The organism is Kluyvera sichuanensis (genome assembly GCF_014218705.1).
GTDB lineage: Bacteria > Pseudomonadota > Gammaproteobacteria > Enterobacterales > Enterobacteriaceae > Kluyvera > Kluyvera sichuanensis.
Map to the genome: position 1 here is coordinate 17904 of NZ_JABBJF010000033.1, position 19853 is coordinate 37756.

The following is a 19853-nucleotide window of genomic DNA, read 5'->3' on the forward strand; positions in this document are numbered from 1 at the left end:
ATTTATAACAAGGTGCATTTACGCCAATGAAGCCTTCTATTGTTGCTAAACTGGAAGCTCTCTACGAGCGCCATGAAGAAGTTCAGGCGCTGCTCGGAGACGCAGCAACTATTGCCGATCAGGACCGTTTCCGCGCGCTGTCCCGCGAATACGCACAGCTGGGCGACGTGGCTCGCTGCTATACCGACTGGCGTCAGGTTCAGGACGATATTGAAACCGCCCAGATGATGCTCGACGACCCGGAAATGCGCGAAATGGCGCAGGAAGAGCTGCAGGAAGCCAAAGCCAAAGAAGAAGAACTGGAGCAACAGCTGCAGGTGCTTCTGCTGCCTCGCGACCCGGACGATGAACGCAATGCCTTCCTCGAAGTGCGTGCCGGTACCGGCGGTGACGAAGCCGCGCTGTTTGCCGGCGATCTGTTCCGCATGTACAGCCGCTACGCCGAATCACGCCGCTGGCGCGTGGAGATCATGAGCGCCAACGAAGGCGAACATGGCGGCTTTAAAGAAGTGATTGCTAAAATCAGCGGTGAAGGCGTTTACGGCCGTCTGAAGTTTGAGTCCGGCGGTCACCGCGTGCAGCGCGTACCGGCCACCGAATCTCAGGGGCGTATCCACACTTCCGCCTGTACCGTGGCCGTGCTGCCAGAGGTACCGGAAGCCGAATTACCGGATATCAACCCGGCGGACCTGCGTATTGATACCTTCCGCTCCTCGGGCGCGGGCGGTCAGCACGTTAACACCACTGACTCCGCTATTCGTATTACCCACTTGCCAACCGGTATCGTGGTGGAGTGTCAGGACGAACGTTCTCAGCATAAAAACAAAGCCAAAGCGATGTCGGTGCTGGGTTCGCGTATCCGCGCCGCGGAAATTGCCCGTCGTCAGCAGGCGGAAGCCTCCGAGCGTCGTAACCTGCTGGGCAGCGGCGACCGCAGCGACCGTAACCGTACCTATAACTTCCCGCAGGGCCGCGTGACCGACCACCGTATCAACCTGACGCTCTACCGTCTGGATGAAACCATGGAAGGCAAACTGGATATGCTGATCGAACCTATCGTTCAGGAATACCAGGCCGACCAGCTGGCGGCGCTCTCTGAGCAGGAATGATGACCTATCGACAATGGCTGCAGCAGGCCGTGATGGCGCTACAGGGTGGTGAAAGCCCTCGCCGTGATGCGGAAATCCTGCTGGGGCATGTGACCGGAAAAGCGCGTACCTATATCCTCGCGTTTGATGAAACCGAACTGGACGCGGCGCAGACTGAGACGTTGGCGCTGCTGCTGGTGCGTCGCGTGAACGGCGAGCCGGTGGCCCATCTGGTGGGAACGCGCGAATTCTGGTCGTTGCCGCTGTTTGTCTCTCCCGCTACGCTTATTCCGCGCCCGGACACTGAGTGTCTGGTCGAACAGGCGCTGGCACGTCTGCCGTCCACGCCTTGTCATATTCTGGATCTCGGCACCGGTACCGGCGCGGTAGCGCTGGCGCTGGCGAGCGAACGCCCGGACTGCCAGCTCACCGCCGTGGATTATATCGCCGACGCTGTCGCACTTGCCCAACGTAACGCCGAGCACCTGGGTATCACCAATATCACCATCATGCAAAGCGACTGGTTCAGCGCGCTGGACGAGCAGCGTTTTGCGATGATAGTCAGCAATCCGCCGTATATTGACGAGCAGGATGAGCATCTCGCGCAGGGCGACGTGCGCTTTGAGCCGAAAACCGCGCTAGTGGCCGGTGACCATGGTCTGGCTGACCTGGCGCATATCATCACCCAGGGGCGCGAGTGGCTGGAACCCGGTGGCTTCATGCTGCTGGAGCACGGCTGGAAACAGGGTGCCGCCGTGCGCGCACTGTTCGACAACGCCGGATACCGTCAGGCGCAAACCTGCCGCGATTACGGTGATAATGACCGTCTGACGCTGGCGCAATGGCCTGGAAACATGGAGGCACATGCATGAGCCTGTTTTTGTGGGTACTCTATTTACACATCGCCTCGGCTATCGTCTCGGTGAGCTTTTTCGCACTGCGTTTCTGGTGGAAACACCACAAAAGTGCGCTGTTTGATGCGCGCTGGGTGCGCATACTGCCGCATACCGTTGACAGCGTTCTGCTGCTCAGCGGTGTTGCGCTGATGGTGATGACGCGCTATTTCCCGTTTACCGAAGAAGGGACATGGCTGACTGAGAAGCTGTTTGGCGTTATCATTTACATTATTTTAGGGTTTGTCGCGCTGGGCCGTCGTCGCCCGCGCAGTCAGCAGAGCGGTTTTGTCGCCTTTTTGCTGGCGCTGGTGGTGTTGTGCATCATCGTTAAACTCGCCATCACTAAAGTTCCGCTGCTAGGGTAGGGTATGAAGTCACTGGCTGATTTTGAATTTAATAAAGCGCCGCTCTGCGACGGTATGATCCTGATTTCCGAATTCATTCGTGATGATTTCCCGTCGCAGGTGGTGCGTGAGCAGCTCGAGTGCCTGGTGGCGCTGGCGCGCGAAGAGATTAGTCCATCCTGGACGCTGACGCGCCAGATGGAGCGCCTGATAGAGCTCTTTTATCATGAGTGGAATTTCAGCGATTCCTCCGGTAAATACCGTCTGTCCGACGCGCTGTGGCTGGATCAGGTGCTAAAAAACCGTCGCGGCAGCGCGGTGGCGCTGGGCGCAATCATGCTGTGGATAGCCGATAGCCTCGAGATTCCTGTCGTGCCCGTCATTTTCCCAACTCAGCTGTTGCTGCGTGCCGATGTTGACGATGCCGAGATGTGGCTGATTAACCCGTTTAACGGCGACACGCTGGATGAGCACACGCTGGAAGTGTGGCTGAAAGGCAACATCGGCCCGATGGCTGAGCTGTTCAATGAAGACCTCGATGAAGCGGATAACGCGGAAGTGATCCGCAAACTGCTCGATACGCTGAAGTCGGCGCTGATGGAAGAGCGGCAGATGGAACTGGCGCTGGGCGCCAGCCAGACGCTGCTGCAGTTTAATCCGGAAGACCCGTACGAAATTCGCGATCGCGGGCTCATCTATGCGCAGCTTGAATGCGAGCATATCGCGCTGAATGATTTGAATTATTTCGTTGAGCAATGTCCGGAAGACCCGATTAGCGAAATGATCCGCGCGCAGATTAATACTATTTCGCATAAACAAATTACGCTTCACTAATTAGCGACAAACGCGGTTATAATCGCGCAAAATTCCCTAACAAGGCGATCTTATGAAAGAAAAAGTGGTTAGCATTGGTGATATCAAGGTAGCAAACGACCTGCCGTTTGTTCTCTTCGGCGGCATGAACGTGCTGGAGTCTCGCGATCTGGCGATGCGTATCTGCGAACACTACGTGACCGTGACTCAGAAGCTGGGCATCCCTTACGTATTTAAAGCTTCATTTGATAAAGCCAACCGTTCATCCATTCACTCTTACCGTGGTCCAGGCCTGGAAGAGGGGATGAAGATTTTCCAGGAGCTGAAGCAGACCTTCGGCGTGAAAATCATCACTGACGTTCACGAAGCAAGCCAGGCGCAGCCGGTTGCTGACGTGGTTGACGTGATCCAGCTGCCAGCGTTCCTCGCTCGCCAGACCGATCTGGTGGAAGCGATGGCGAAAACCGGCGCGGTCATCAACGTCAAGAAACCACAGTTCGTGAGCCCTGGTCAGATGGGTAACATCGTCGACAAGTTTATCGAAGGCGGTAACGACAAGGTTATCCTGTGTGACCGTGGCTCTAACTTCGGTTACGACAACCTGGTTGTCGATATGCTGGGCTTTGGCGTGATGAAAAAAGCGTCCAACAACTCCCCGGTTATCTTCGACGTGACCCACTCCCTGCAGTGCCGCGACCCGTTTGGCGCAGCAAGCGGCGGTCGTCGTGCTCAGGTTACCGAGCTGGCGCGCGCGGGTATGGCGGTAGGTATCGCTGGTCTGTTCATTGAAGCGCATCCGGATCCGGAAAACGCACGCTGCGACGGCCCGTCCGCGCTGCCGCTGGACAAGCTGGAACCATTCCTGAAGCAAATGAAAGCTATCGATGACCTGGTGAAAGGCTTCGACGAGCTGGATACCAGCAAATAAGTTTTGCTGATGAATAAAAAAGCCGACCTCAGGGTCGGCTTTTTTGTTACGGTTGCCTGATGGTAAATGGCCTGTAGCCCAGCCAAGCGAAGCGCCGCCGGGAACTGCACTCAGACAAAAATCGTCATCAGATACGCCGCAAACAGCGCCAGATGCGCCGCGCCGTTCAGCACGTTGGTACGCCCGGTTGAGAACGAAATGTGGCACAGCACCAGCGAGGCGACCATCACAATCATCTCCGGCACGCCAAGACCAAACATCAGCTCATTTCCGGTCATATAGGCAATCAGCGTCACCACCGGCACGGTCAGTGAGATAGTTGCCAGCACCGAACCAAAGAACAGGTTCATCGCACGCTGTACCTGATTGTTCAGCACCGCCTTCAATGCCCCCAGTCCTTCAGGAGAGAGAATCAGCAGCGCCACCAGGAAGCCGGTAAAGGCAACCGGTGCATTCATGCTGGTCAGCAGCGTCTCCAGCGGGTTGGCGTTCATTTTGGTGACAGCGATAACCGCCACCAGGTGCACAATCAGCCATACCGCATGCCACAGGCTGCTGTGCGCCGACGGTTTACCGTGGTGCGGGTCGTCGTCGTCGCTGTCATCTTCATGCTCGTAGACAAACAGACTCTGGTGCGTTTTGGTTTGAATAAGCAAAAATACGCCGTACATGGCGGCAGAAATGAGGGCCACCAGCAGCGACTGGCCAATAGTAAAGTTGGCGCCCGGCAGCGAGGTCGGGAATACCAGCACAATAATAGCCAGTGGGAATAGGGCAATTAAATACTGCTTAATACCAAACAGGTTCATATATTGCGTGGCAAACTTGCGCCCGCCGAGCAATAACGAGAAGCCGACTAAACCGCCGGTCACAATCATAATGATGGAGTAGAGCGTATCGCGCATCAGCGTCGGCGCGGCATCGCCCGTTGCCATCAGCGCTGAGATTAAGCTCACCTCAAGAATAACCACCGAAAGGCTTAAAATCAGCGAGCCGTAGGGCTCGCCTAAACGGTGTGCGAGAACGTCCGCGTGGCGAACAACGCTAAAGGCGCTGCTCAGAATACCCACCAGCGCCAGGGCATTGATGGCGATAACCACTGGCAATGACTGGCTGCTTCCCCAGAAGGCCAGAATTGCCAGCGCCACCAACGGGAAAATGAGCGACGTCTCCTTATGGCGAGTTTTCACCGCCTCTTGTACGTGGGTCATGTTTGTCTCCATATCTGCAGGTATTTATAATTATAGAAAAAATCAGCTGCGTAAATTAACAAATTTTTCCACCTGGATTGCGATCTTTTACTAAAATTTACCCATAACGCCATTTTTTCTAATAGATGGCTATAATATAAAATACTGACTAAATATTTTTTAAATAACAGCGTATTAATGCGCTGGTTTTCCTATTTTACTTATCGGTAAAACCGGCTTGAACAGCGGAATGCAATGGGAGACAAATTGCATCCTGAACCATAAAGCTGGATAATATTTCATCAAAGACAGCTCCGGAGGTCGCCATCCGTTCCCGTAAGAACGCATGTGAAGCAGGGAAGAGAAGTGGCGGTGGAGGTTTAAAGTGTTAACGCGTGATTTCTTAATGAAGGCGGATTGTACAACGGCGTTTGGCGCCATTGAGGAATCTCTGCTTTGGTCTGCTGAACAGCGTGCAGCGTCGCTGGCGGCGACGCTGGCCTGTCGGCCAGATAATGGGCCGGTATGGATTTTCGGCTACGGCTCTCTGATGTGGAACCCGGCGCTCAATTTTAGTGAGTCGGTAACCGGTACACTGGTGGGCTGGCATCGTGCATTCTGTTTGCGTCTGACGGCGGGACGCGGCAGCGCCTGTCAGCCAGGGCGTATGCTAGCGCTGAAAGAGGGCGGGCGCACTACCGGTGTGGCTTACCGTCTGCCGGATGATGAAATTGAAAACGAGCTGTCGCTGCTGTGGAAGCGCGAGATGATCACCGGCTGCTACCTGCCAACCTGGTGCAAGCTGGCGCTCGATGATGGTCGGACGGTCAACGCGCTGGTGTTTATTATGGACCCGCGCCATCCGCTGTATGAGTCTGATACCAGCGTGCAGTTGATTGCACCGCTGATTGCCCGTGCCAGTGGGCCATTGGGAACCAATGCGCAGTATCTCTTCTCACTGGAGCAGGAGTTACAGAAGCTGGGAATGCCGGACGACGGCCTGAACGAGCTGATTAGCAACGTGCGGCATCTGGTGGGCGGGAAGTAAGTCAATAAAAACCCCGGAAGTGCGTGCTTCCGGGGTGAATCATCAGGCGGCAACGTAGCTGATGGAGTGTTCAAGAGACTGGCTGTGGCTGTCGATCAGCACGTTCCAGGTCCCACTGTAAGGCACGGTCAGATACGCTTTCTCTTCGTTCTGCACGCTTAAAATATCGGAACCGCTGCTGCTGGTGCTTTTCTGCGTGCTCATTAAATGAATATGGCAACGTTCTGAACAACGCACCACTACTGTATCTCCGCCAAATAACGTCAAACTTGCTTTTACCATCGCCAAAATACCCCGCTGCAAATGAGTCTACGCACTCCCTACGCGTTAATCCTGCCTGTGATGTTGTTCACAAATCACTCATCGCATAACACCAAACCCTGACCTCACCGATGCTGATTTTGATCAAAAAATGCCGTAACACTTCAACAAAAATGACAATATCCCTGAATCCATTCAGCTATCGTGACAAAGAGGTGAGGAATGTCGCAGAGGTGAAATAATATCCTTTAAATGGTCATGGTTTTAGCGGGCTACGCTGATGGGGGCGTTGGCGATGCCAAATCAGAAGGTCAGCACTTTGTCGGCCGCCAGCGTCCACTGAGCCAATTCGACCAGCGTGCCAATCTCGACGCCGTCAATCAGCGGCAGGCTAGTGATGCCGCGCCCGTCGGTGCAGGTCTTACACAGTTTCACCGGCACGCCCTGCGCGGTCAGAATTTCCAGCATCTGCTGAATGTTGTAGCCCTCGGCCGGTTTCTGCCCGCGCAGGCCAGCCGTCACGGCATCAGACATCAGAAAAAGCTGTAGCTGCAGATCGTCCTGCTGCTCGCGCAGGGCGATGGCTAAACGCAGGCTATTGAACAGGGATTCGCTGCCGTAGGCAGCACCGTTGGCGATAATGACGATACGTTGCATCAGAACTCCTTTAAGGCACGGTTATTGCTAGACGTTAGGATGGTAAGAAAATCCTCTAACGGGAGAGCGCATGATAAACCGTGAAGATGATACACCCGGCGCTATCGAGTGGTTTCGTTACGCGCGTCAGGTGCAGAAAGCACAGCTCCGGCAGCTGGCGCAGCAAGGGCAACTGGTCAGCCAGCTAAGCCACGTGGTGCACATGTTACAGTGTGAACGCGGGGCATCCAACATCTGGTTATGTTCGCAGGGGCGATTATACGCCGCCGAACGTCGCGCCAGCGCTGCGCTGGTAGATGAACAGATTCGCCAACTGCTGGCCCATCTCCAGCCGCAATACTTACCTTCTGCCAGCGGGTTATGCCAGCGCATTGCCCGCGCCGTCTGGTCGCTGGAACAGCTACCGTCGCTGAGAGAAAGCGTTGCCGGTCTGCAGGTCTCGGCGGAAACGGCAACCAGCCAGTTCAACCGCACTATCCGCCATCTGCTGAATATCATCCCGCAACTCAACGATAGTATTGATGACCCGACGCTCGCCGGGCGGCTGGTGGCGCTGTACAGCTTTATGCAGGGCAAAGAGCTGGTGGGACAGGAGCGCGCGCTGGGGGCGCAGGGTTTTGCCCTGGGCTGCTTTAGCAGCGAACTGCGCCAACGCCTGGTGGATCGTATCGACGGTCAGCAGCCCTGTTTTGACAGCTTTTTATCACTGGCGACCAGCCCGCTCAAGATGCTGTTTTATACCGAATGTCAGGCGAGTATCGCCATTGAACAATTGCGGCGTATTGCCTGTACTCGCCAGCCCCCGGCGGACGACGGCGCCAGTGCGCTGCGTTGGTTCCAGCTGCAAACCCAGCGTCTGGAACAGATGCGCGGTCTGGAAGAGGCGCTGATTGGTGAACTGATGGCGGCGGTGGATGACCTGCTGCTCGATGATGAAGAGCGGCAGGCGCTGGATCCGGCGGGTGACGATCCGGCCAGCGATAACCTGATGCTGCATCTCGACCGTCAGCTTTTACCACTGGTGCGCCAGCAGGCGCGGGAGCTGGAGCAGCTCTCCAGCCAGCTAGCCTCGCTCAAGGATACGCTGGAGGAGCGTCGGTTGATTGATAAAGCCAAAAGCGTGCTGATGACCCATCGACAGATGAACGAGGAACAGGCCTGGCACTGCCTACGCAAAATGGCGATGGATAAGAACCAGCGCATGGTGGAAATTGCCCGCGCGCTGCTGGCGGTGAAGGCGCTGTGGCAGAACGAACCGGCATCGCCGTTGCACAATGAACGGGCATGAATGCCTTTCGTCGGTGCAAAAACAGCGATCGAGCGCACATTTTCCCCGGATTTCGCGCTGTAAAAGCTGGCATCTGAATTGCATTAGAGTAGTCAGAAAGTAAATAGTCGGTGGTGGGCCAATGGCGGCCTGCACACCACGAGGATAAAGGCGTCCTGCAATGCGTAAGCATTGCCGGGCGCTTTTTTTTTGCATTCGGGAGCGAGTATGGGCGAGACGGTTTCACTATCACGGCGACGTCTGTTGCAGGCGGGCGCAGCACTGGGCGGCGCAATGCTGCTGCCCGGCATGAGTCAGGCGGTGTGGGCGGCAGGTTCCGATAAGCCGGAACTGCAAACGGTGAAGGTGGGCTTTATTCCGCTGACCGACTGTGCGCCACTGGCGATTGCCTCACTGAAAGGCTTCGACAAAAAGTACGGTATTACGCTGGTACCGAGCAAAGAAGCCAGCTGGGCGGCGGTGCGCGATAAGCTGGTCAACGGCGAACTGGACGCGGCGCATGTGCTTTACGGCCTGTTGTACGGGCTGGAACTGGGCGTGGCGGCGAAACCGCAGCCGATGGCGAACCTGATGACCCTCAACCGCAACGGTCAGGGGATCACGCTGTCGAGCGATCTGCAGGAAAAGGGCGTCACCAACCTGAGCACGCTGAAAACCCTGGTCGGGCAAAGCGCGCCGGGCACCTATACCTTCGCCCACACCTTCCCGACCGGCACCCATGCTATGTGGCTCTATTACTGGCTGGCGAGCGGTGGGATCAACCCATTTGACGATGTGCGCACGGTGGTCGTGCCGCCACCGCAGATGGTGATGAACATGCGCATCGGCAACATGGTGGGCTTCTGCGTCGGCGAGCCGTGGAACGCCCGCGCCATTAACGATCGCATCGGTTTTACCGCCGCGACCAGCCAGGACATCTGGCCGGAGCATCCGGAAAAAGTGCTTGGCGCACGTCGTGACTGGGTGGAGCAACACCCAAATACCGCACGGGCGCTGGTGGCCGCACTGATGGAGGCTGCCCGCTGGATTGACGCCTCTGACGATAACAAACGCGAAACCGCGCAAATCCTCTCTCATCGCGGCTGGCTCAACACCAAAGAACAATACCTCACCGGGCGAATGCTGGGGGAGTACGACAACGGTATCGGCCGCCGCTGGCAGGATGCGCACCCGATGCGCTTCTTCGAACAGGGCGAGGTGAGCTACCCGTGGCTCTCGGACGGCATGTGGTTCTTAACCCAGTTCCGCCGCTGGGGGCTGCTGAAAAGTGACCCGGACTACCTGGCCGTCGCCCAGCGTATTAACCGTATTGATATCTGGAAAGAGGCGGCGCAGGCGGTTGGCGGTATTGCCGTCCCCACGCAAACCCTGCGCAGCAGTAAGTTAATCGACGGCTCCGTCTGGACCGGGGCTGACCCGGCTGGATACGCCCGCAGTTTCGCCATTCAACGTATAGGGGCATGAGATGAATACCAAAACCAAACCTATCGACGCGCCAGCACCTGCTGGCGAAGTGATCGCTATGCCGCCGGTGCAGGTTCGCCGTAGACCGCCTGCGCTGCGCCGCCATCTTCGTGAACTCGCAGAGCGCACGATTCCCGCGGTGCTGGGGTTGGGTCTGCTGGTGCTGGTCTGGCAGCTGGCCGCCGTCAACAGCAAAGGCTTTCCAACGCCGCTCAGCACCCTGGACTCGGCGATTACCCTCTTTTCTGACCCGTTCTACAACAACGGCCCTAACGATGTCGGCGTGGGCTGGAACGTGCTGGCCTCTTTACAGCGTGTGGCGGTGGGCTTCGGCCTCGCGGCGCTGGTGGGCATTCCGCTCGGATTCCTGATTGGCCGCTTTACCTTTGCTTCGCGCATGTTCACCCCGCTGATTGCGCTGCTGCGTCCGGTCAGCCCGCTGGCCTGGCTGCCAATTGGTCTGCTGTTGTTTCAGAAAGCGGAACCCGCTTCCAGCTGGACAATTTTCATCTGCTCGATCTGGCCGATGGTGATTAACACCGCTGAAGGGGTGCGCCGCATACCGCAGGACTATCTCAACGTGGCGCGGGTGCTGAATCTCTCGGAATGGACGGTGATGCGCAAAATCCTCTTCCCGGCGGTGCTGCCGTCGGTGCTCACCGGGGTGCGGTTGTCGATTGGTATCGCCTGGCTGGTGATTGTCGCCGCAGAGATGCTGACCGGCGGGCTGGGCATTGGTTTTTGGATCTGGAACGAGTGGAACAACCTCAACGTCGAAAACATCCTTATCGCCATCGTCATTATCGGCGTGGTGGGGCTGCTGCTGGAGCAGGGGCTGATGCTGATTGCGCGTCGTTTTAGCTGGCAAGAGAAATAGGAGCACATCATGAAACCATTAATTCAGGTCCAGGCCGTGAGCCAGCGTTTTCATACCGCCAGCGGCGAATTTCTGGCCTTGCAGAACGTCTCTTTTGATATTCACGAAGGGGAGACCGTCAGTCTGATTGGGCACTCGGGCTGCGGTAAATCAACGCTGCTTAACCTGATTGCCGGCATTACGCTGCCGACCGAAGGCGGGCTGCTGTGTGATAACCGTGAAATTGCCGGTCCGGGGCCGGAGCGGGCGGTGGTGTTCCAGAACCACTCGCTGTTGCCGTGGCTGACCTGCTTTGACAACGTGGCGCTGGCGGTCGACCAGGTGTTTCGCCAGACCATGAACAAAGCGGAGCGTCGGGAGTGGATTGCGCACAACCTTGACCGCGTCCAGATGGGGCATGCCATGCATAAGCGTCCAGGCGAAATCTCCGGCGGTATGAAGCAGCGCGTGGGTATCGCGCGGGCGCTGGCAATGAAACCAAAGGTGCTGCTAATGGACGAACCGTTTGGCGCACTGGATGCGCTCACCCGTGCCCATCTGCAGGACTCAGTCATGCAAATTCAACAGTCGCTGAACACCACCATCGTGCTGATTACCCACGATGTTGACGAAGCGGTACTGCTCTCTGACCGAGTGATGATGATGACCAACGGCCCCGCGGCCACGGTGGGCGAAGTACTGGAGGTGAATCTGCCGCGCCCGCGTAACCGTGTGCAGTTGGCGGATGACAGCCGCTATCACCACCTGCGTCAGCAGATCCTCCACTTCCTTTACGAAAAACAGCCGAAAGCGGCGTAAGGGGCTCCTATGCGGCGACTGGTGATGATCGGCAACGGGATGGCGGCGACCCGGCTAGCGGAAATGCTGGTGACGAACGCGCCGGGAGCGTTTGCGATAACCCTTATTGGCGACGAGCCGCATCCGGCCTACAGCCGCATTCAGCTCTCTCCGGTGCTGGGTGGGGAAAAGGATTTTAGCCAGACGCTGCTGCAGCCGGCGCAGTGGTACCGCGACCATCACATCACGCTGTGCCTCGGTGAAACGGTGCAGGCAGTTGACGTGCAGGCACGCCGGGCGACCACCACCCAGCGTGAACTGGAGTGGGATGAATTAGTGTTCACCTGCGGTTCACAGGCCTTCCTGCCGCCGCTGCCGGGCATCGACCTGCCGCACGTTTTTGCCTTTCGCACCCTGGCAGACGTGGAAGCCATTCTCGCGACGCCGGGCGATGCGGTGGTGATTGGCGGCGGGGTGCTGGGGGTAGAAGCCGCCGCCGCGCTGCGTTTAAGAGGTGACAATGTCACTTTAGTTCATCGCAGTGGACGATTGATGGAGCAGCAGTTAGACGAGGTGGCGGGCGAGCTATTGACCCAGCGATTAGCCGAACGCGGCATCGACTGCGAACTGAGCGCCGGTATCACGGAGATTACGCCGAACGCGGTGGTGTTAAACACCGGGCGTGCCATTCCGGCAACCCGTGTGGTGATGGCAACCGGCGTACGTCCCAATATCGCGCTGGCGCAGCGGGCCGGTATTCCCTGCCAGCGCGGCATTGTGGTTAACCGCCAACTGGAAACGGGTATCCCCGGCGTCAGCGCTATTGGGGAATGCTGCGAGATTGAAGGACAAACCTTCGGCCTCGTCGCGCCCTGCATGCAACAGGCGGACGTGCTGGCAGCAAGGCTTTGCGGTAACCCGCGGGCCGATTTCCACTGGCAGGATCGCGGCACCCGCCTGAAGGTGACCGGCATCGACCTGTTCAGCGCCGGGCGGGTTCAGCCCATCCACGGGGATAGCCAGTGGTCCTCCTATGACCCGCAGACTGGGCACTATCGGCGACTGCTGGTGGCTAACGGCCAGTTGGCCGGCGTGCTGCTGCTTGGCGACTGCACCAGCGCTGCCGTCTTTACCGATTTATTGCATACCGTCCAGCCCGCGCAGGCGAGCTGGATTTTCGACCCCTTTACCACGCAGCCGTCGGCTGCAGGAACGCAAACCATGACAAAACCAACATTAGCGGTCGTCGGGCACGGGATGGTCGGCCACCATTTTCTTGAGCAGTGTGTCAGCCACCAGTTGCACGAACAGTATCAGATTGTGGTACTGGGCGAAGAGCGCTATGCCGCCTACGACCGGGTGCATCTGTCGGAATATTTTGCCGGCCGCAGCGCGCAGTCGCTCTCAATGGTGGCGGGTGATTTCTTTGCTGATAACGGCATTGAGCTGCGCTTGTCGCAGCCGGTAGCGGAAATTAACCGCGAAGCCCGGATTATCCGCGACGCCGAGGGACATGAACTGCACTGGGATAAGCTGGTGCTCGCCACTGGCTCATACCCGTTCGTGCCGCCCATCCCCGGCAACACGCTGCCCGGCTGCTTTGTCTACCGTACGCTGGACGACCTCGATGCGATTGCCGCCTGTGCCAAAACGGCGAGCCGCGGCGTGGTGATTGGCGGCGGCCTGCTGGGGCTGGAGGCGGCAAACGCGCTGCGTCAGCTGGGTCTGGAGACCCACGTGGTGGAGTTCGCGCCGAATCTGATGGCAGTGCAGCTGGATAATGGCGGTGCCGCCATGCTGCGGGAGAAAATTACCGAGCTTGGCGTAAGCGTACACACCAGTAAAGCCACCACGGAAATTCGCCAGACGGAAGAAGGGCTCACGCTGCAGTTTGCCGACGGTGAATGTCTGACTACCGATATGGTGGTGTTCTCGGCGGGTATTCGCCCGCAGGACGCACTGGCGCGGAGCAGCGGCATCCGCCTGGGTGAGCGCGGCGGTATCGCCATTGACAACCAGTGCCGCACTTCCGATAGCGATATCTTTGCCATTGGTGAATGCGCGCTGTGGGATAACAAAATCTATGGTCTGGTGGCCCCAGGCTATCAGATGGCGCGGGTGGCCGCCGGAGCGCTGGCGGGTGAAACGAGCGAGTTTACCGGGGCGGATATGAGCACCAAGCTCAAGCTGCTCGGCGTCGATGTGGCTTCATTTGGCGACGCGCACGGGCGCACCGCCGGAAGTCAGAGCTATCAATGGGTTCACGGCCCGGAGCAAATCTATAAGAAGATTGTGGTCAGCGCCGACGGCAAAACGCTGCTCGGCGGCGTGCTAGTGGGGGATGCCAGCGACTACGCCACGCTGCTGCAAATGATGTTCAACGATATCGCGCTGCCGTCGCACCCGGAATCGCTGATCCTGCCTGCGCTGGAAGGCAGTGCGCCAAAAGCGCTTGGCGTGGCGGCGCTGCCGGACAGCGCGCAAATCTGCTCCTGCCACAACGTCAGCAAAGGCGATATCTGCCATGCGGTGAGCAACGGCGCTACCGAGATGGGGGCAATAAAAATCTGCACCAAAGCGGCTACCGGCTGCGGCGGTTGTAGCGCGCTGGTCAAACAGGTGATGGAGTATCAGCTGGCGCAGCAGGGCGTGGAGGTGAAAAAAGACATCTGCGAACACTTCCCGTATTCGCGCCAGGAGATCTATCACCTGGTACGCGTGAACCGCATTCACACCTTTGAACAGCTGATTGCCCGCTACGGCCACGGCGACGGCTGCGAAATCTGCAAGCCGCTGGTGGGGTCAGTGCTGGCCTCCTGCTGGAATGAATACCTGCTGAAGCCCGCGCATTTGCCCCTGCAGGACACCAACGACCGCTACTTTGCCAACATCCAGAAAGACGGCACCTATTCCGTGGTGCCACGCATGCCGGCCGGTGAAGTCACGCCGGACGGGTTGATTGCCATCGGGCAGATAGCCAAACGCTATGCACTTTACAGCAAGATTACCGGCGGCCAGCGTATTGACCTGTTTGGCGCGCGGCTGGAGCAGCTTCCGGCTATCTGGCAAGCGCTGGTGGAGGCCGGTTTTGAGACCGGACATGCCTACGGCAAGTCACTGCGTACGGTGAAGTCCTGCGTGGGGTCAACCTGGTGCCGTTACGGGGTGCAGGATTCCACCGGGCTGGCGGTAACCCTGGAGCATCGCTACAAAGGGTTGCGTGCGCCGCATAAAATTAAAATGGCGGTCTCCGGCTGTACCCGCGAGTGCGCGGAAGCGCAGGGCAAAGACGTGGGGGTGATTGCTACCGACAAGGGCTGGAACCTCTATCTGTGCGGTAACGGCGGGATGAAGCCGCGTCATGCGGATCTGTTCGCCAGCGACCTCGACGACGCGACGCTGCTGCGCACCATCGACCGTTTTTTGATGTTCTATATCCGTACCGCCGACCGTCTGCAGCGCACCAGCACCTGGATGGATAATCTGGAAGGCGGGCTGGAATATCTACGCAGCGTGATCCTCGACGATTCGCTGGGTATTGGCGAGGAGCTGGAGCAGGAGATGGCGCGCGTTATCGACAGCTACCAGTGCGAATGGCAGACCACCCTGAACGATCCGCAGCGGCTGACGCTGTTCCGCTCGTTTGTTAACAGCGATATGCCGGACGAAGCGGTGCAGCGTGAAACCGTGCGTGGGCAGCCGCAGTTGGCGCCGGTTACCGTGACGCCGGTGCTGGCGGGTAGCCGTCGTCCGTGGCAGGCGGTCTGTACGCTGGAAGAGATCCCCGCACAGGCCGGGATTGGCGCGCGGTTAGGCGAGATGCAGATTGCACTATTCCGCCTCAACGGCCACGTCTATGCGCTGGATAATCAGGAGCCCGGCAGCCAGGCTAACGTCCTGTCGCGCGGCTTGTTGGGTGACGCCAGCGGCGAACCTATCGTCATTTCGCCGCTTTACAAACAGCGTATTCGTCTGCGCGATGGCCGCCATCCTGACAGCGGCGAGCCGGTGGTGCGCGCCTGGCCGGTTAAGGTTGAAGACGGCAAAGTGTGGGTCAGTAGCCAGGAACTGGTGATGCGCGCGGAGGCTTCATGACTGAAACCCGAACAACATGTCCTTACTGCGGCGTTGGCTGTGGGGTGCTGGCCACGGTGATTGACGGCGCGGTCAGCGTGCGGGGCGATGACGCCCACCCGGCAAACTTTGGTCGCCTGTGCGTGAAGGGCTCTGCGCTCGGCGAAACCACCGGTCTGGAGGGGCGTTTGTTGCAACCGTCGGTGGACGGCCATGATGTCAGTTGGGAGCAGGCGCTGGATGCGGCCGGTGAACGGCTACAGGCTATTATCGCCGAGCACGGCCCGCAGGCGGTGGCGTTTTATGCCTCCGGGCAACTGCTGACCGAGGACTATTACGCCGCCAATAAGCTGATGAAAGGCTTTATCGGTGCGGCGAATATTGATACCAACTCGCGGCTGTGTATGTCGTCAGCGGTCACCGGCTATAAACGCGCGTGGGGCGCCGATGTGGTGCCGTGCAGCTATGAGGACGTAGAGCGCAGCGACCTGGTGGTGTTGGTCGGTTCTAACGCGGCCTGGGCGCACCCGGTGCTCTATCAGCGACTGGTGCAGGCGAAGCAGCAAAACCCGCAGATGAAGGTGGTGGTCATCGACCCGCGTCGTACTGCCACCTGCGATATTGCCGACCGCCATCTGGCGATTGCCCCCGGCACGGATGCCGGGCTATTTGTTGGGCTGCTGAACGCCATCGTCAAACGCGGAGGATGCGTGGATGATTTTGCCGATGCGCCCGCCGCGCGGGAGGCGGCGCAATCCTGGGGCGTCGAACGTGTGGCGGCATTTTGCGGGCTGCCGCCAGAAGAGGTCTCTGCGTTTTATCAGGACTTTATTGCCGCCCCGAAGGCCATCACGCTCTACACCATGGGCATTAACCAATCCTCCAGCGGCAGCGACAAATGCAACGCCATCATTAACGTTCACCTTGCCAGCGGCAAATTTGGCCGTGAAGGCTGCGGCCCCTTTTCGCTGACCGGGCAGCCGAATGCGATGGGTGGGCGTGAAGTGGGCGGGCTGGCAACGATGCTGGCGGCGCATATGAACTTCGAACCCGCCGACCTCGCGAGGGTGGCGCGTTTCTGGGGCACCGAGCGGCTGGCGCAAACGCCGGGGCTGATGGCGGTGGATCTCTTCGCGGCTATCGGGCGCGGTGAGGTGAAAGCGGTGTGGATCATGGGCACCAATCCGGCGGTGTCACTGCCGGACAGCCACGCGGTAAGCCAGGTGCTGAAGCGCTGCCCGCTGGTGATTGTCTCTGAAATTGCTGCACAGACGGAAACCTCGCAGTACGCGCATATTCGCTTTCCGGCGCTGGGCTGGGGGGAGAAAAATGGCACCGTGACCAACTCCGAGCGGCGTATTTCGCGCCAGCGGGCGTTTCTGCCCGCCCCCGGTGAGGCGCGGGCCGACTGGTGGATCATCGCTCGTGTCGCCGAGCGTCTGGGCTTCGGCGCGGCGTTTGCCTGGCAGCACCCGCATGAGGTTTTTAGTGAACACGCCGCGCTCTCCGGCTTTGAAAATAACGGCCAGCGGGCGTTTGATATCAGCGGGCTTGCCGAATTAAGCCGTGAGGCGTGGGATGAACTTGCGCCGGTGCGCTGGCCAGTCAGCCGTCGCAACGTCACGTTGGATCTGCATCGTGGCTGGCGTAGCGACGGGCGGCTGCGGATGGTGCCGGTCACGCCGCGTGGTATGCAGGCGCAGACGCAGCCGCTCTATCCGCTGATCCTCAACAGCGGGCGGATCCGCGACCAGTGGCACACCATGACTCGCACCGGTAGCGTGCCGCGCCTGATGCAGCATATCGCGCAGCCGATAGTGGAAGTCTCGCCGCCGGATGCCGCGCACTTTGCGCTGTTGCCCGGTGGTTTAGCGCGCATCAGTTCGCCACATGGCGTGATGGTGGCGAAGGTAGTGGTGACGGAGAGTCAGCGCCGTGGCTCGCTGTTTACGCCGATGCACTGGAATGACTGCTTTGCCCGTCAGGGGAAAGTGAACGGGCTGGTGGCCTCGGTGGTCGACCCGCACTCCGGGCAGCCGGAAAGTAAGCAGACCGCCGTGCGCATCGCGCCGTGGCAGCCGTTATGGCAGGGGGAACTCTACTCCCGCAGCGAAGTGCCGCTGCCGGGGCATCTGCACTGGTGGCGTAAAGCCGCACCGGGACTGCACCATGTCACCCTCTGCGGCGATCGTCTGGTGCAACACGAGATGCTGGCCTGGTGTCAGCAGCAGGGCTGGCAGGTGCAACTCGCCAATGCTGGTGAGATCTGGCATCTACTGGCATGGCTGGACGGACGTTTGATGCTCGGCTTCTGGAGCGGTGATGCGCTACCGGAAGTGGACGATGCATTAGTGTGCCGGGCGTTTAATGAGGCGCCACAGACACTGGCGGCGCGTCATGCGCTGCTGAGTGGCCAGGATCTGGCGCGCCCAGCGGTGGGGAAAATTGTTTGCAGCTGTTTCAGCGTTGGCGAAAAAACCATCCTCGAAGCGATTGAAAAACAGGGCTGCCGTACGTCGGGCGAGCTGGGCGAACGGTTGAAATGCGGCACCAACTGCGGATCCTGCATACCGGAGTTAAAGGCACTGCTCGCCAGCACGGCAATGAAGGTGACGATTTTATGACCTTCAGGCAATTCTTATAAGAGGCCACGAAGGCTGAACCCTGCCCGCAAAGGCGCTAGACTAATGACTTTGGGGCTGAATTTTTCAGCCTGCATTGAAGCTGGCTATGGGGTTGCGGTTTTGTCTTTGCGTTTTTACTCGTCATTTTTCGTGTTGCTGGCGTTGACTGGCGGGAGCGCGCGTGCGCTGACGTCGTTTGTCGAAGAGGCGGAACATCCCTTCGATAATCAGGCCGATAGCCTGCCGGATCTGAGTATCGCCCCGGAAAATCATGATGCGGAGAAACACTTTGCCGAGATGGTGAAGGCCTTCGGCGAAGCCAGCATGACTGACAACGGGTTGGATACCGGCGAGCAGGCGCGGCTATTTGCCATGACGCAGCTACAGGACAAGGTTAACGGCCAGATGAACCAGCAGCTCGAAAGCTGGCTATCTCCCTGGGGCAATACCAATATTCAACTGCTGGTGGACGATCAGGGCAAGATGACCGGCAGCCACGGAAGCTGGTTTGTTCCGCTACAGGACAACATGCAGTATCTCACCTGGAGCCAGCTTGGCCTGACGCAGCATGACGAAGGGCTGGTGGGTAATCTGGGGCTGGGGCAGCGCTGGGTCGCCGGGCAGTGGCTGCTTGGCTACAACACTTTTTATGACAGCCTGCTCGATGCCCATCTCAATCGCGGCGGGCTTGGCGCGGAAGCATGGGGCGAGAACCTGCGTTTTTCGGCGAACTACTACTACCCACTGCACGGTTGGCAAAACAGCGGCACCACGCTGCAACAGCGCATGGCGCGCGGCTATGACCTGACCGCGCAGGCGTGGATCCCGGCTTACAATCACATCAACACCAGCCTCAGCGTCGAGCAGTATTTCGGCGACAGCGTCGATCTGTTTCGTAGCGGCACGGGCTACCGTAACCCGGTCGCGGTCTCACTGGGCCTGAACTACACCCCGGTGCCGTTATTCACCTTCAGTGCCCAGCACAAGCAGGGGGAGAGCGGGGTGAATCAGAACAACCTCGGCATGAAGGTTAACTACCGCTTTGGCGTGCCGCTGAAGAAGCAGCTTGCCGCTGATGAGGTGGCGCAGACCCGAACGCTACGCGGCAGCCGCTACGATGCACCAGAACGCAACAACCAGCCGGTGATGGAGTTTCGTCAACGCAAAAGCCTGAGCGTCTATCTCGCCACCCCGCCGTGGGATCTCACGGGCTACGAGACGGTGGCGCTGAAAATTCAGGTGCACGACGAGTATGGGATCAAATCCATCAGCTGGCAGGGCGATACCGAAGCCTTAAGCCTGACGCCGCCAGCCGCGGGCAATAGCACCGATGGCTGGAGCATTATCATGCCGGCCTGGGATCCGACGGAGGGGGCCAGCAATATCTGGCATCTGTCAGTGGTGGTGGAAGATGGTAAGGGGCAGCGCGTCACCTCGAATGAGATAACGCTAGCGTTGACCGAGCCTGTCGTCAGCTTTGCCCCGCAGGGCAATAGCTGGTTGGACATGGTGCCGTAACGGCGA

General features: G+C 58.8%; 16 protein-coding genes. 13 read left to right on the plus strand and 3 right to left on the minus strand.

Annotated features, from left to right (window positions below):
- Positions 1–26 precede the first annotated feature (26 nt).
- From prfA to kdsA, 5 genes are read left to right on the plus strand one after another with little or no spacing between them, the layout of a single operon-like run.
- Positions 27–1109, plus strand: coding sequence for a peptide chain release factor 1 (prfA, locus tag HII27_RS22980; RefSeq protein ID WP_185669706.1), 1083 nt, complete (start codon positions 27–29; stop codon positions 1107–1109).
- Positions 1109–1960, plus strand: a complete 852-nt coding sequence (gene prmC / locus HII27_RS22985) for a peptide chain release factor N(5)-glutamine methyltransferase (RefSeq protein WP_185669734.1) — start codon at positions 1109–1111, stop codon at positions 1958–1960. The genes prfA and prmC overlap by 1 nt, the downstream gene beginning before the upstream one ends.
- Positions 1957–2349, plus strand: coding sequence for an invasion regulator SirB2 (gene sirB2 / locus HII27_RS22990; RefSeq protein WP_185669707.1), 393 nt, complete (start codon positions 1957–1959; stop codon positions 2347–2349). The genes prmC and sirB2 overlap by 4 nt, the downstream gene beginning before the upstream one ends.
- A gap of 3 nt (positions 2350–2352) precedes the next feature.
- The gene (gene sirB1, locus HII27_RS22995) at positions 2353–3162 is read left to right on the plus strand and encodes an invasion regulator SirB1 (RefSeq protein WP_185669708.1); all 810 of its coding nucleotides are present in this window, start codon (positions 2353–2355) and stop codon (positions 3160–3162) included.
- 52 nt (positions 3163–3214) lie between these two features.
- Positions 3215–4069: a 3-deoxy-8-phosphooctulonate synthase gene (gene kdsA, locus HII27_RS23000; RefSeq protein WP_035891549.1), complete on the plus strand. Its 855-nt coding sequence runs from the start codon at positions 3215–3217 to the stop codon at positions 4067–4069.
- A gap of 110 nt (positions 4070–4179) precedes the next feature.
- On the opposite strand, the gene chaA is transcribed toward kdsA, so the two are convergent.
- Positions 4180–5280, minus strand: coding sequence for a sodium-potassium/proton antiporter ChaA (gene chaA, locus HII27_RS23005; protein ID WP_185669709.1), 1101 nt, complete (start codon positions 5278–5280; stop codon positions 4180–4182).
- Between the two features lie 364 nt (positions 5281–5644).
- Between chaA and HII27_RS23010 the strand changes: the two genes are divergently transcribed.
- Entirely contained in the window at positions 5645–6307 is a 663-nt protein-coding gene (locus tag HII27_RS23010; protein WP_185669710.1) for a gamma-glutamylcyclotransferase, read from the plus strand.
- Between the two features lie 42 nt (positions 6308–6349).
- Here HII27_RS23010 and HII27_RS23015 read toward each other — a convergent pair whose 3' ends face one another.
- Together HII27_RS23015 and HII27_RS23020 are read right to left on the minus strand one after the other, a co-directional pair.
- Positions 6350–6595, minus strand: a complete 246-nt coding sequence (locus HII27_RS23015; RefSeq protein ID WP_185669711.1) for a DUF1883 domain-containing protein — start codon at positions 6593–6595, stop codon at positions 6350–6352.
- A gap of 276 nt (positions 6596–6871) precedes the next feature.
- Positions 6872–7225, minus strand: coding sequence for a DsrE/DsrF/TusD sulfur relay family protein (locus HII27_RS23020; RefSeq protein ID WP_185669712.1), 354 nt, complete (start codon positions 7223–7225; stop codon positions 6872–6874).
- A gap of 70 nt (positions 7226–7295) precedes the next feature.
- On the opposite strand from HII27_RS23020, the gene nasR reads away from it, so the two are divergent.
- The 7 genes from nasR (at position 7296) to HII27_RS23055 (ending at position 19847) form a co-directional block, all read left to right on the plus strand.
- Positions 7296–8513, plus strand: a complete 1218-nt coding sequence (gene nasR, locus HII27_RS23025) for a nitrate regulatory protein NasR (protein ID WP_185669713.1) — start codon at positions 7296–7298, stop codon at positions 8511–8513.
- A 207-nt stretch (positions 8514–8720) separates the two neighbouring features.
- The gene (locus HII27_RS23030) at positions 8721–9977 is read left to right on the plus strand and encodes a CmpA/NrtA family ABC transporter substrate-binding protein (protein ID WP_185669714.1); all 1257 of its coding nucleotides are present in this window, start codon (positions 8721–8723) and stop codon (positions 9975–9977) included.
- A 1-nt stretch (position 9978) separates the two neighbouring features.
- Positions 9979–10854 (plus strand): nitrate ABC transporter permease, encoded by an 876-nt coding sequence (gene ntrB / locus HII27_RS23035; protein WP_185669715.1) that lies wholly within the window; start codon positions 9979–9981, stop codon positions 10852–10854.
- A 9-nt stretch (positions 10855–10863) separates the two neighbouring features.
- Positions 10864–11652, plus strand: coding sequence for an ABC transporter ATP-binding protein (locus tag HII27_RS23040; RefSeq protein ID WP_185669716.1), 789 nt, complete (start codon positions 10864–10866; stop codon positions 11650–11652).
- Positions 11653–11661: 9 nt separating this feature from the next.
- Positions 11662–15726: a nitrite reductase large subunit NirB gene (gene nirB / locus HII27_RS23045; protein WP_185669717.1), complete on the plus strand. Its 4065-nt coding sequence runs from the start codon at positions 11662–11664 to the stop codon at positions 15724–15726.
- Positions 15723–18329 carry a nitrate reductase gene (locus HII27_RS23050; protein ID WP_185669718.1) on the plus strand — a complete coding sequence of 869 codons (2607 nt, stop codon included), beginning with the start codon at positions 15723–15725 and terminating at the stop codon, positions 18327–18329. Before nirB ends, HII27_RS23050 begins: the two co-directional genes overlap by 4 nt.
- A 63-nt stretch (positions 18330–18392) precedes the next feature.
- A complete protein-coding gene (locus HII27_RS23055) occupies positions 18393–19847 on the plus strand; it encodes a YchO/YchP family invasin (protein ID WP_185669719.1) in 1455 nt (484 codons plus the stop codon).
- Positions 19848–19853 lie beyond the last annotated feature (6 nt).

Bases quoted from the DNA above. Each gene is read 5' to 3' on its own strand.
- prfA (WP_185669706.1), top strand. From the start codon at position 27: ATGAAGCCTTCTATTGTTGCTAAACTGGAAGCTCTCTACGAGCGCCAT.
- prmC (WP_185669734.1), top strand. From the start codon at position 1,109: ATGACCTATCGACAATGGCTGCAGCAGGCCGTGATGGCGCTACAGGGT.
- sirB2 (WP_185669707.1), top strand. From the start codon at position 1,957: ATGAGCCTGTTTTTGTGGGTACTCTATTTACACATCGCCTCGGCTATC.
- sirB1 (WP_185669708.1), top strand. From the start codon at position 2,353: ATGAAGTCACTGGCTGATTTTGAATTTAATAAAGCGCCGCTCTGCGAC.
- kdsA (WP_035891549.1), top strand. From the start codon at position 3,215: ATGAAAGAAAAAGTGGTTAGCATTGGTGATATCAAGGTAGCAAACGAC.
- chaA (WP_185669709.1), bottom strand. From the start codon at position 5,280: ATGACCCACGTACAAGAGGCGGTGAAAACTCGCCATAAGGAGACGTCG.
- HII27_RS23020 (WP_185669712.1), bottom strand. From the start codon at position 7,225: ATGCAACGTATCGTCATTATCGCCAACGGTGCTGCCTACGGCAGCGAA.
- nasR (WP_185669713.1), top strand. From the start codon at position 7,296: ATGATAAACCGTGAAGATGATACACCCGGCGCTATCGAGTGGTTTCGT.
- HII27_RS23030 (WP_185669714.1), top strand. From the start codon at position 8,721: ATGGGCGAGACGGTTTCACTATCACGGCGACGTCTGTTGCAGGCGGGC.
- ntrB (WP_185669715.1), top strand. From the start codon at position 9,979: ATGAATACCAAAACCAAACCTATCGACGCGCCAGCACCTGCTGGCGAA.
- HII27_RS23040 (WP_185669716.1), top strand. From the start codon at position 10,864: ATGAAACCATTAATTCAGGTCCAGGCCGTGAGCCAGCGTTTTCATACC.
- nirB (WP_185669717.1), top strand. From the start codon at position 11,662: ATGCGGCGACTGGTGATGATCGGCAACGGGATGGCGGCGACCCGGCTA.
- HII27_RS23050 (WP_185669718.1), top strand. From the start codon at position 15,723: ATGACTGAAACCCGAACAACATGTCCTTACTGCGGCGTTGGCTGTGGG.
- HII27_RS23055 (WP_185669719.1), top strand. From the start codon at position 18,393: ATGACTTTGGGGCTGAATTTTTCAGCCTGCATTGAAGCTGGCTATGGG.